The 13,324-nt window shown below is 44.0% G+C and carries 8 protein-coding genes; 3 read left to right on the top strand and 5 right to left on the bottom strand.

What is annotated here, in order from left to right; all coding sequences use genetic code 11:
- On the bottom strand, positions 1-2,448 hold the full coding sequence (locus F6K46_RS19325) for a GH116 family glycosyl hydrolase (RefSeq protein WP_293060220.1): 2,448 nt from the start codon (positions 2,446-2,448) through the stop codon (positions 1-3).
- Between the two features lie 261 nt (positions 2,449-2,709).
- Here F6K46_RS19325 and F6K46_RS19320 point away from each other — a divergent pair, with 261 nt between their 5' ends.
- Positions 2,710-4,572 (top strand): S8 family serine peptidase, encoded by a 1,863-nt coding sequence (locus F6K46_RS19320; RefSeq protein ID WP_293021965.1) that lies wholly within the window; start codon positions 2,710-2,712, stop codon positions 4,570-4,572.
- Between the two features lie 62 nt (positions 4,573-4,634).
- Entirely contained in the window at positions 4,635-5,150 is a 516-nt protein-coding gene (locus F6K46_RS19315) for a hypothetical protein (protein WP_293021964.1), read from the top strand.
- 159 nt (positions 5,151-5,309) lie between these two features.
- On the opposite strand, the gene F6K46_RS19310 is transcribed toward F6K46_RS19315, so the two are convergent.
- The 4 genes from F6K46_RS19310 to F6K46_RS19295 all read right to left on the bottom strand — a co-directional run bounded on the left by F6K46_RS19310 (position 5,310) and on the right by F6K46_RS19295 (position 11,636).
- Complete coding sequence (locus tag F6K46_RS19310) at positions 5,310-7,346, bottom strand: ABC transporter ATP-binding protein (protein WP_293060218.1); 2,037 nt, start codon at positions 7,344-7,346, stop codon at positions 5,310-5,312.
- A 142-nt stretch (positions 7,347-7,488) separates the two neighbouring features.
- Positions 7,489-8,646, bottom strand: a complete 1,158-nt coding sequence (locus tag F6K46_RS19305; RefSeq protein WP_075905823.1) for a glycosyltransferase family 4 protein — start codon at positions 8,644-8,646, stop codon at positions 7,489-7,491.
- A 1,227-nt stretch (positions 8,647-9,873) separates the two neighbouring features.
- Positions 9,874-10,905 carry a UDP-glucose 4-epimerase GalE gene (gene galE, locus F6K46_RS19300; RefSeq protein ID WP_293060213.1) on the bottom strand — a complete coding sequence of 344 codons (1,032 nt, stop codon included), beginning with the start codon at positions 10,903-10,905 and terminating at the stop codon, positions 9,874-9,876.
- A 449-nt stretch (positions 10,906-11,354) separates the two neighbouring features.
- Positions 11,355-11,636, bottom strand: a complete 282-nt coding sequence (locus F6K46_RS19295; RefSeq protein WP_070391671.1) for a hypothetical protein — start codon at positions 11,634-11,636, stop codon at positions 11,355-11,357.
- Between the two features lie 241 nt (positions 11,637-11,877).
- Between F6K46_RS19295 and F6K46_RS19290 the strand changes: the two genes are divergently transcribed.
- Entirely contained in the window at positions 11,878-13,092 is a 1,215-nt protein-coding gene (locus tag F6K46_RS19290) for a DUF790 family protein (RefSeq protein ID WP_293060209.1), read from the top strand.
- The last annotated feature ends 232 nt before the right edge of the window (positions 13,093-13,324 follow it).

Here is a 13,324-nt window from a genome sequence, read left to right as displayed (position 1 = left end):
CTAGTTGGTATTATCGTTAAGCATTAAATGGACTGCCCAAATCCCCATGGCTCGCAAATAGTGACTAGCCCGGAATGTCCCTGCTGCTGTAATCGCTTCTGGTGTCCTAAATTGCAAGCCATGATCATAAACCTGCCCTACCACTGCTTCAGTCATACGTAAAGCTTCATCCTTCATGCCTTGCTGAATCAGAAATGCTGCTAATCCAAAATTAATTCCTGTCCACACTTCCATCGGATGAGTCGCATCGGGATCTTCTGGTGTGCCATCGGGTCTGACTCCATTAACTGCTCCGAGTTGACCCTGATGGAACTTTAAAAAACAGGCATCATACACAGTCTTGAGGGCTGAGAGAGTACACTCTGGTGGTACAATATCCGGTAATCCCAGTAACTGAGCATAAAATTGACCACATAACTGGTCTGCCATCACCACATCTGAGCCACTTTCACTATCTAGTTGATAGTACTGCCCATTCCACAGCTTTTCTTGATAAATTGGTTGGGCTTGTGCTAACCACTGACGATAGCACTCAATGGTGTCTTGAATGGAATCTAGCTCAGGTACTTCTACTAATGGGGATGTTGGTGGATAATTCTTGGTCAGAATTTCTCCAATTGCGATCGCACTCTCCAAAGCCGCTAACCACAACCCTCCACAGTAAGCACTTACTCCCTGCAATCGCCAATCATCAAAAGTCTGATCTGGTGCCCCATAGTTTTCTGGTATCCCATCCCCATCTTGGTCAAACCCCTTGAGATAAGCCAGTGCCTTGACAATGGATGACCAGCACTCCCACAAAAACTCTATATCTGTAGCGCTAGAGAAAACAAAATCCCGATAGACTTGTAAAACAAAGTCACTGGCTAAATCCTTCCACTGGTTACAATCCTGGTAGCTAGTATAATTAGTCTGTTGCCAAGGATGCTCATTGGGAGCTCCTAAGTCATGGGGAGTAGCATCCGCAATTTTACGTACAGCTTGAGCTTGGTTGTAACCAATAATACGCAGTGTTTGATCGCTAGTCGGGATAGCTCGGGCAAAGGCTTCTAGCACCGCTTTATCCAGTTTCGGCCACAGCATTGCTAGGGCAAAAGAACCATAGAGCCGCACATCCAGGCTTTCGTACCAACGGTAATCTAGACATTCCAATACACCAAACTGTCCAATCGGGTCAAGTTCAGTTGCTGCTGTCCAGAGACTACCGCCATCCGTGAGCAAGTAAAGCTCATTAAACAAGGCCATCTTGAACCAATTGGGTAAATCTTCCTGATTTAATACCGGTTCTTGCCATGATTCAATTTGTTCTCGCCACAGATCATGGTGCTTGAGAGCAGTGCGCACCATTGACCAGCCATTATTACCGTTGCGTCCAAAAAAGTCCGTGTATCTCCGGTAATAGTTAATACCTAATTTAAATTCTGTCACCGGGAAGTCCCAAGCCAGGATAAAGGGAATTTTGCGGGTTTTACCTGGACGAAGAGTAAAGCGAATTGCGATCGCGCACGCAATTTGTTCTCCTGGTGCCGCTGGGGTTTCATCTTGATGGTCTACCAAGCTACCATCCGTAGCAAAGGTATCCCAAACCTCAGCACCATCACCAACTGGATTCCAGCGACCGTGGTAAAATACCTCCATACTGGGATTAGTAACTGTAGCGAGGCACAATTGTCCTTCCCCTTCTTTAATCTCATCCCCCAGTCTCACCCGGTCTAGAACAAATCCGACCCGATAGTGATCCACAACCCACTGATTCAAATTCCCCGTACTATCTCCCCACCGAGGCTGGTACTCATACACCGGACTACCATCATCCCTTACCCGCACCTCTGGATTTTTAATCGCATTCGTAAACCAACCCACCATATTCTGCCAAGTGAGCATGATGCTAAGGGTAATGGGAGTATCAGTAGGGTTGTGAGCCGACCACTCAAACACCGCCACTGGGTAACTACTTTCCTGATAACATCCTGCCCAAATTGGGGAAAACTGCTCACAGCTTAGTTCAGTCTGAAAGACATTTTTATAGGTAAACCAACTGCGAGGATACAAAGCATAGTAGTGACCAGAAACCTCTGAGCTGTTTTCCTCACCTTTGCCTTGTGTTGGATACCATTGCCAAGAGCCCAGCTGAGCATCCTCTGGTGGTTGAGTACATAAAGCATAAGCCTGGGCTAGAGAATGCTCTGGTTGTTCAAATACACTAAATTGACAAGGGGGGAGGCTTTTAAAGATGTGTTCTCCCCCATCTAAGTGCCATAAATTAAAATCTCCTCGGGGAGAGCGACCAATACAACCAGCACCAAATCCCCCCAAGGGCATGCCGTGCCAGGGACCATCATCAAGATTACTTGGGTAACGGACAGTATAAGGGTTATCCCAGCCTAGTCCCAGGGGACGCTGCCAGCTACACTCAGGAATTTTTGGGCGTGGTGGTTGATAGATCATTCCCTGATTGTCACATGCTCACATAACTATCGATTAAATATCGATCAAGGTAAGACTTTATTGTAAACATTTACAACAAATCCAGCCCGCTTGGCATAAAAATCATGATCTTCTCCAGATATATCAATAGAGCAGGATCACAACATGTTGCTAATTACTATAGCTGCTGTAGTCAAGTTTGACAGTAAAACTTGACTGTTTCAATAGTCCTGGTCTGTAAATTCAAAAAAATTTCTCTAAGTGATCGCGAGGGAAAACAAAATGGTAACGAGAAAAAGCTTTTTCTTGTTGACGGGAGGTTTGCTCATTTCCTTAATGTTCCCGTTAATGGTAAAGGGTGAGGGCAAGCAAACCATCAGTGGTGAGTTTTACAATCCTTACCAAGTACCGGTAGACCGGGCTAACACTATCAATTCCGTGTTCATTCCTAAGACTGGTTCGTTTACTGACTTTAAAAGCAGTTTTATCCCAGACCAGAATATCTACAAGGTGAACTTTCCCATAGAAAAGAAACCTGACATAGGTAAACTTCGCCCGACCTCAAAGATCAGCCCAGCCCTAGAGCGGTTGCGCCAGATTAAGAGACCGAGTGATGATATTGAAGTCATTGTTACTTTCAAGGAAGACCGGCGAATTCCCCTCATGCCAGAATTAGGGCAAGGGGAGAAGCGTGGAGAGCGAGGTACGCGACGCCACAAGGCGATTGAAGAGCTCAAAGCAGCAAGAACTAAATCCCAGTTGAATCTAATTAAAAAAAACCAGGCATTCCGTACATTTAAACCAACTGAACACTTTTGGATTGTCAATGCTGTGGCTGGAAAGACACAGATTGGCAAGATTAACCAATTGGTTGAATCCCAAGATGTTGCTTACATTCAACCAGTAGAAGGAGGGGAAAAGCCACCGGACTCCATTAGCAACAATGATGTTGATGACGGTAGAGGTTTAATTGTATCCGATCCCTACTTCAATCTGGGACTAACTCAACCTTGGATTGGTCTTCTCGACACTGGAATCAGACGCACCCATGTCCTATTCAACTCCCCAAGCAATATTGCCTTAGTAAGAGATTGCGTTAACGGTGGTCCAAACTGCAACGATACTTCAAACCCTGGCTACGACCCCTTTGACACTTTCTGGAATCACGGAACTAGCTCCGCCGCCATTATCAGTGGTAACAATCGATTGGGGAATGCCTATCGGGGTGTGACTGGAATACGGCTAGACAGTTGGAACATCTATAGCAACTTTGGTCTCAATACCACCGCCACCCTTAGGGGCATTCAAAGAGGAATCGCTCTGTTTGATAAAGTACTTGTTGGAGAGATTCAAGCCAACGAGTCGGAAACAGGAACAATCGCCACCGCTGCTGATAATGCTTATGATGCTGGTGTGATTTTTGTATCTGCTAATGGCAACTTCGGACCTAGCAGTAGCACAGTTCGTTCTCCCGGAATTGCTCACAAGGTAATCGGAGTCGGCGGCTTCATGACAACTGATCAGACCCAGTACAATAGCCAGGGTCGTGGTCCAGCTACTGATGGTCGCTACAAGCCAGATATCCAAACTCCCACATTTAGCGAAACCGCTAGTAACGTCTCTGACAATGCTCTGAGGGTCTTTGGAGGAACTAGTGGGGCAACCCCTTACGCCGCCGCTGCTGCTATGCTTTCCCGCAATTGGCTCCGACAGTTCGGAACATTTGATCATGGTCAAACCTACGCCTTCATGATTCTTTACGGACAGAATCCCTATCCCTATAACAATACAGAAGGTGCTGGCCCTCTAAAGATGGCAACTAATGGTTGGGCAAATTGGGGTAAAGTAGTAGTAGGCAACGGAATGACTATTGACATTCCAATTAATGTCACTGCTGGCAAAAAAGATTTTGATGGTGCACTGTGGTGGCCCGAATCTGCATCCCAGGCTCACAACGACATTGATATCCACCTGATTGATCCCACAGGAACTGAAAGAGCCAGGGGTTTCTCAGCTGTGAGTGTATTCGAGCGAGCAAGGGTTTCCGGTAGTCTGACACCTGGTACTTGGAAGATTCGGATTCGTGGATTTAATGTCCCCACAGGCTCCCAGGTGGTTTACTGGGCATCCCACATCCGTAACTAATCTGTAACTAATCCGTAACTAGCACATAGTACTAGCTTATAGTACACAGGAAGATAAATGTTATGCAAACAAATTATCGGATCCTACTCATAGCAATCATCTTCCTGGGCGCTAGTTGTCTTGGATGTGAACTGGGCAAAACCACTCCAGACGGTTTGGCAACCGTCTGGAAACCTTCAACTACACCATTGAGAGTATTACCAGTATCACCTTGGTACAGGCGATTGGTCAAACCTGAGGCTCTCTTCCTCACCCAAGCGAGTATGGATAACAACAGACAGACTTTAACAATTTTTGCGGACAAACCCTTTTATCGTGAACGACCAGAACCTGAGATAACTTTAACAGGAGTTTTGCAATCATCCCCTGTTCGGGTTGGTCCCAATACACGAGATATGCCCTTCAAGCTTGAAACTCAAACAGAAACCCTGAGTGTCTACGTCAGCAGTCGTGAAGAAGAAATATTGGATCGATTTGTTAATCGCAAGGTGAGGGTGATTGGTAAGCGAGTTGACCAGCGTGCAGAGGGTTATGACTTCGAGATCTGGATTGGCTCGATTAGTACAAATGATGATTAATTATCTACTAAGCATTCAGCTGATCGCTGATAGCTGAATGCTTACAATTGTTAACTGGAGTACGATTACCGATTACCAATGACCGCTTACCGATTACCAATAACCCCACAATCCTATGTTGCATCCCTTTTAGGGATTTTAGATAAAAGGGGTCACAAATTAGGCTATTGATTTTATAGTTGAGCTTTCTTCTAAATACTCCAAGGTTTTAAGCAGACGAACTGCTGAGTGATAGGCTTCTTCAGTTAATTCCTGACGTTCCTGAGGGCTATCCACTAGGTCATTAACCACTAACTGCAAGCAAACAATCATTGGGGTCAGGTGAGTTCGCACTTCATGGGAGGTCTTGACTAACTCCTTTTTGACCACATTTTTAACCTCTCCATTGCTATTGTGCTCAAACTGCATCTTGTACAAACGAGAGTAGTAACCCTCCTTCTTAAGCAGTTCTTCATGGGTGCCAATCTCAACCACTTGCCCTTTGTCCATAACCACGATTTGATGAGCTTTTTGGATCGTTGACAGTCGGTGAGCAATCACTACCGTTGTGCGATCGCGACAGAGTTCATCAATAGCTTGTTGTACTAGCCGTTCGGAAACCGTATCTAAGGCACTGGTTGCTTCATCTAAAATTAAAATATCTGGATTCCGCAGCAGTGCCCGGGCAATGGCCATACGTTGGCGTTGTCCACCGGATAACATTACACCGCGATCGCCTACTTTGGTATCAAACCCTTGGGGTAATTGCATGATAAATTCATAGGCATTGGCTCGTTTAGCTGCTGCAATAATATCTGCCTCGGTAACATCTTTCATTCCATAAGCAATATTGTTGCGCACCGAATTATTAAATAAAAACGTATCCTGACTGACAACCCCCATCGCTTGTCTGAGGGAACTGATATCGTAATCCTTCAAATCTGTGCCATCGATAGTGATTCGTCCTTCAACTGGGTCATAAAATCGTGGCAACAAATCTGCCAAGGTTGACTTACCGGCACCGGAAGCACCTACCAATGCCATAGTAGTGCCTTTAGGAATCGACAAATTCACCCCATTGAGTACCGAATCCTGATGACCAGGATAGGCAAAGGATAGATTTTCAATGCGAATTTCTTGGGATAGCTTCGTGTAGATATTTTTGCCATTGCTCATGATCGGTTTGTTGTCTCGCCGCAAAAAATCCGCCACGATTGCTGTACTAGCAGACACATTAGCAAACCGACTTCTTTGGCCATTCAACTGACTGATTACTGGTAACAAACGGAATAGTAAGAATAAATAAATCCCCAAAACAGTAGATATCGCTTCCAGTTCTTCTGCTGAACTATCTTTCAACAGGAGATTTTTACCCACAAAGACGATGGCTAAAATTGCCAATATTCCCGAGACTTCATTAATGGGGTTAATTGCCGCAAAATTAGCTTGAGATTGAAATTCAGCCTGTTCCCGTTCATCAATAAATTTTTCAATTCGTTGATATTCATCTTGTTCACTACTAACTGATTTAATTAACCTAATTCCCGTTAAAATTTCCAGTAATGCTCCTGAATATCCTCGGGATTTTTCTGATAGAACCTTACCAAATTCTTTAGAGCGCTTAACAAAAAATTGATTAATAACGAATACACCAAGTAAGAGAATGCTTGTTGCAATAGTGAGTTGCCACGAAATCGAGATTAGAAGAAATACAAATACAAAAATGGTGATTACCGTCGTAAATAATTGAATGGCAAGTTTAATGGCATTTGCACCTCGACCAATTTCTTGACTAATCCGATTTATAATATCACCAATTTTGGTTTTGGCATAAAAATCTAGATCCACATCCAGAAGTAATTTAATCCCTTCTTTACGAAAGGTATTAATTAATTTTTTGGATAAATGGGTAGACACTAAGATATTGACATAGTTAGCTACATTTTTCAGGACAATGGCTAAGAGAACTACAAGTACCATAATCAGCAAGCGATCGCCCCCTTCAAAGCCCTCAAAAAGACCCATGGTTTTCTGAATGATAGGCGGGGCTTTGCTTAGCTCTAGTTTCTTTTGACCTAAAAATTCCAGCACTAACGGCACAATTATGGTTGTACCAACACTATTAAACATGGCACTGGAAAATCCCAGCAGGACAGTCAATACAATCCAGGTCGGATGCCGTAGTGCGTAGCTTAGGAGTAATCGATTAGGAGACATGATTACTGTTTCTTTATTGTTGAGTGTTGACTGTTGACTGTTGGTATAGGGGAAGACTTACGTATGCTCCATTCAAGCATAAACAGTCAACAAAAAAGCTTTTACTTAGTGAGCCAAATTATATGTTGAACAGCTTAGCAGATTATAAATCAGCAATAACATCTGCAAGAACTGCCGCCATGGCATCAACACTATGGTACTTTACGCATAGCTCCCTGGCTTGAAGTCCTTTATGATTGGCAGCATCTAGATTCTGAAATACCTGTTGAATCGCCTCAGCTAGTTGTTGTGGCGAACTAGGCTCAACCAGATAACCGGTATCACCTAAAATTGTTGGGATATCCCCAACACGGGTAGACAAAACTGGTTTAGCCATTGCCATACCATCTGTCAATTTTAAGGGAAACTGAGCTCTAGCCGCCAGAGTATCTCGCTGGGGAACCACCACAATATGAGCTGCTGACAGAACCTCTGGCATTTCTTCGACTGGGGTTCTGGGCAATTTAAGAATCCAACGTCCCCATTTTTTAATGAGTTGTTGATCATAATCATCATAGGGACTGCCTCCGACAATCACCAATCTTAAGTCTGGCTGATTGAGATATTCTAGCGCTACTAAAATATCTTCAACTCCTTTGTGGGGTCGTGGCGCACCAGGAAACATGAGCACCCGATACTCCGATAACCCATAACGCTTGCGGCTGAGTTCTGGGTCATACTGCTCCGGGTCAAACATATCGGTATCTTTACCATTGGATAGATAGACACCACCGAAGCGTTCCTTGAGAAACTGAGTATCTATAGTGATAGCGTCAGCATAATTGACAAACTTTTCTAGCCATTTGATATAGAGGGGATGGTCTGGATATTTCAATTGACCATCTTTGGTAAGAATATCCCTACCGAACTGTTTAAGGGTTGGACGATACTGCCATTGGTCGCCACCATACCAACTTAGTTCCCAATCATCCATATCCAGTATGATTGGACGACGGCTAGTAAACTTTTTCAGCAGAGACAGACCAAAACTGGTGGGTTTGGGTTTTACGGCATAGATAATATCGCCATCTATCTTTTTTAACAGGTCTCGGGCAGCGGTTAAGACTCCAGGATATTTACCACCAGGGACGGAAGTAATGGTAAAACCAGAGGGAGGAGTGGCATATAACTCCTTCCCAAACATAAATCCCACAATCTCTATGGCATAGTTGAGCTTTTTCAGGACTTGTCCTAGCAAAAATGCCCGGATAGCACCACCACCGGACAAGTCACTGACAACTAGGGAAACTTTTCTGTTCATCGGATTTTGATAAAACTGGTACACGATACATGGTGATCAACCTCTCGTGTGAAAGTGATGAGTCCCCTTGGGTTTAGCAAGATGTCCCAATTACCACGCGCTAATGGTCACTAAATAGTAAGTTAGGAGTCGGGAGCTTGTAGGGTGGGCAAAAACCATTTGGTTATGGGTGAGTATTCATGATTAGATTACTTTGCCCACCCTACTAATGGTCACTCATAATTATGGAATTGTCCGATAATCTCAACTCGGGAGCTATTCGGAAGTGCTTACCAGCTAAACCCTTAGTGCTAAGGGTCAAATCTCAGTAAGACCAACCATTACCTGTCGATTTAGGTGGGGTGATTGACACTTTGCTAGATAAACACTTTTTTCAGGGAAATGGAAAATGGCGCATAGAATCAGTATTCCCGTTTCAAGTGCTATAATCTCAGGTGTGATCAACTATCACCCTTTCCACACCCTAATCTAATCAAACAAAAAATCGACGAACGACACTAACCCCTAAAGCGTTGAACGTTTCAGGGGTGTGGTAGATAGAAATTTAGAATACTAGGTAAGAAGGGAAAGAAAGGAAACAGAGGGTTAGTAAACAACTAGAGAAAATGTCGCAGAGTCTACCAAAAACTGTTATGATTTGTTAGACTTAAATTAGGGTAACACCGACAGGGATTATTATGTAACTTAAATTAAAGCCGAAAACCAAGGGTTTAATAGTTGCGCTCTCTATCCCGGTGGAACCAACTTTTTTGACATTTTTATGGCGCTCGCGGGATATTCCGTCAGAGAAGCGCGGAGATACCCCCTGGATGCTATTGCATCTTGCATTGGCGAGCTAAGGTCTGCCTTTGGTAGACTTTGGTAGCTAAAAAGTATCGGAACACAGGGAAGTAAAAGTTTATCATTGCGGTGCGACCCGTGGCGAATTTAATTCGACGACTGTAAGCGCACCGGTACACCCAGCCAATCGCCAACCCTGTCCCTATGGGGTGCATCTCATATTTGTAAAAAAGTTGCTAGTGGTGCTTCAGGGGGGCCTCATTTTCCGCCTCTAGCCCTTGGTTATGTTGCTGCCCGTAACGCACCACGGTGTCAAACAGCAAAAATGAGATGCACCCTCCCTATGTTCCTACTCCATCGTTTGATTAGGCAATTATAGTTAAGACTTCAATATACCTTACATAGAACCCCTAAGCCTAACATCATTAATCCTTAATCCTTAATCCTTTATGCTGCGGGAACCCTAAGGCCAGCATCGGTGACCCCATGGCGCTTCTGATGCCATTGCCAGGCGTGGGATAAGATGGTATTTAGATCGCAATATTGGGGATACCAACCCAGAAGTTTTCTGGCTTTGTCACTACTACCGACCAAAGCGGGCGGATCACCAGGACGGCGATCGCATTCTATAGCTTTGATCTCTTGTTTAGTTACAAGTCTGGCTGCTTCAATGACTTCTTTGACTGAGAAGCCGTTGCCATTGCCTAAGTTAAAGATTTCACTATCCCCACCCTTTAACAAATAGTCCAACCCCAAAACATGAGCAGAGGCTAAATCCTGGACGTGAATATAGTCCCGAATACAAGTTCCGTCAGGTGTGGGATAATCGGTACCAAAAATGGAGATGGACTCCCGTTTACCTAAAGCAGTGAGCAGCACTAAGGGGATAAGGTGGGTTTCGGGAGTGTGGTCTTCCCCTAGCCTACCCTCTGGGTCAGCACCAGCGGCATTAAAATAGCGGAAGGTTACGGATTTTAAATCATAGGCGGTATGGAAATCCGATAGAATCCGCTCTACCATTAATTTACTCGCCCCATAGGGATTAATTGGGTTTTGGGGATGATCTTCTGGAATCGGTACAGTTTTTGGTACCCCGTAGGTAGCACAGGTAGAGGAAAAGACCAATTTCTTAATAGATGCTGCTACCATAGCTTCCAGGAGTGTTAGTGTCCCGGTTACATTATTACGGTAATATTTAGCAGGGTCAGTTACCGACTCTCCTACGTAGGCATAGGCAGCAAAGTGCATGACTGCACTGATATCATAGTCACTAAAAAGATTGTCGAGTAATACCCGGTCATTGGTATCACCGACAACTAACTTCACCTTGAGAACATCTTCGACTATGTCTCGATGACCATAGACTAAATTGTCTAGAACCACCACATTGTAGCCAGCTCCCAAGAGTGCTAATACAGCATGGGAGCCAATATATCCGGCTCCCCCCGTAACTAGCACAGTTGCTTTGGATTGCGACACTTGAATACCTCGCTAGTCTAGATTTTTGCTTTTACCAAATTATTCCCTGGGATGACTTATAATTCCGCAAACTTCGGTACAATAGTAATCCCATTAGTAGATGCCAGAGTTGAGTTGGTGATGCTGAAACCTAATTGTGACGCAATAGTCAAGCTGATTCATTATTCCGGTTAATTATTTTGGCTTCAAGTCCCACCTCCTAGCGGTAAGGGGGTTGTGGGATTCAATGGCTGTCAGACGCGCTTTGACAATAATTAAAACAATACTCCATCCATAAGGATGCTCAGGGCGGATTGCGTATATAAGTCTGGGGTAAGGTAGTGTTTCTGACATAATCACAACCAAGATGGATGGCTTCACGGAACCCTGCGGCTAATAACAAAGGCTTGGTTGTCATCCCACACTTTCAAGATAGTAAAGTGTGGGTGGTTGTCACTGTGGGTCTATAATTAACTAACTTGATAATCAACTAATTTCACACGACCAGTCTGAACATTATCAAATATCCGGTTAATCTGGTGGCGTTCTGCGTCGTTTATATTGTAATCGCAGAGGAAGGCACTCGTCAGCTGTAAATACTCTTGACGGCTCAATTGACCTCTGGTAATCATCTGGTTTACCATTGTCTCTATGTCCAGCTTGGATTGGCGTTCGGATGTAGACGCTACAGATTTATGGTTTGGTCGATGGGAACTGAAAAATGCGGATTCTGGGGATAGAGCGGTTTTCATGGTTATTTCGCACCTCTGTATAATTCAATCGAGCCAACCTTAATGGTTAGGGTCAAAGGAAGTATTGCGAGTAAAGAATAAATTTTGATGGTAGAAAAGACAGTTGGCTGAAAACCTCCTTGACCATTTATTCTCTTTACCAGGCAACCTGGCAATGTCTTTACCCGTTTACTTTTATCATGACACCGCCAAGAAAAGCAAGATATCACAGCAAAGAAAGAAAAAAACGACTTAATTATTAATGCTACCGACTGATTTGCTAATTAGTAGACAAAATGGCGAAGAAATCATTCCCAAACGGTTGCTGATTAACAATCAGACCTGTGCTATGGCAGCTGAGTTAATCGACTGCTTTATTGAGGCTACTGGTAGTACCCAAGGGAACCTAGATCGTAAGTTGTCCGATTGGGAAGGAGATAGCCCTGACTACCGGGTTAAACGAGGTTTAGCCCATATTCTTAAAACGAGCTTCAGTACCTTTGAAGTTGTTAGCCCCATAGACCCTAAGGAACTCCGCCAACGAGTCTTTGCTCTGGCGGCTCAATCTGTCCCTAGTCGCCAGGCAACTCAGACCACTCTAGAAAGCGTGAGCACTGCTTTATCTCAGGAATTAAACCAGGAAGTGTTGCCTGAGCAAATTTCTAAAGGACTTTATGCGGATTTACACGAAAATCGTATTCTGACTCAGTTCGATCACCCAGCACCAGAAGCATTACTGCATCGCTATAATTTATCTCAAGTCCAGGGTATTTTTTATCGAGCATCTGAGATGACTCTGAATGCTCACCGCAATGTTCCAGGGGAGTATAAGCTATTAATCCGCTATTTGAAGTTGTTTCAGCTGATGACCTACATTGAAGGGGATGCGGATCATGGCTTCACGATTACTATTGATGGACCGACTAGTTTATTTAAGCCGAGTACTCGCTATGGTTTAGCGATCGCTAAACTGATTCCAGCCTTACTACACGTTACTAAATGGAGTCTCAAGGCGACGTTACAAAGCCGTGACTCTTACAGCGGTACGATCAAAACGGGGCATTTTAGTCTTAATGACCGCTGTGGCTTGGTGACTCACTATCCCCCTGGTAAACCCTACGACAGTATGTTAGAGGCTTCCTTTGCGAAGCGTTGGGAATCTCAGAAAACTCAGTGGGTGTTAGAGCGAGAAGTGGATTTAATTCCTATTCCTGGTAGTGTGATGGTGCCGGATTTTCGGCTTGTTCATCCTGATGGGCGAAATTTCCTATTAGAAATTATTGGTTACTGGCGTCCAGAGTATTTAAGGAAGAAATTCGCTCAGGTGCGCAAGGCCGAATGTGACAATTTGATTCTGGCGATTTCGGAACGGTTAAATTTGGATAAAGCTGGGGTTACGGTGAAGAATTTACCAGCTCAAGTTGTTTGGTTTAAGGATAAACTTTCACCGAAAGCTGTGTTAGAGCTTTTGCAATAGTTTGGGGAAAACTTACACACGAGTGAAAGTGATAGAAGGATTTCGAAGCTGTTGGCAGAGATAATTATTTCAGGACTTACGCAATAGGTAAGTCCTGTTTCTTTTGGGTGCGGCTCTTTTAAAAAGACAAAGAATAAGGTTTAGACAGGTATAGCAAGAGTAGGAGGAGCATTAGTAGAGCAACAAGCTTGAAAGAGTCGTTTCATTAAAGGAATACCATCAAGATACAAAG

The sequence above is a fragment of the Moorena sp. SIO3E8 genome (assembly GCF_010692445.1).
Taxonomy (GTDB): Bacteria; Cyanobacteriota; Cyanobacteriia; order Cyanobacteriales; family Coleofasciculaceae; genus Moorena; species Moorena bouillonii.
This window is presented reverse-complemented; position numbering and strand designations above follow the sequence as displayed.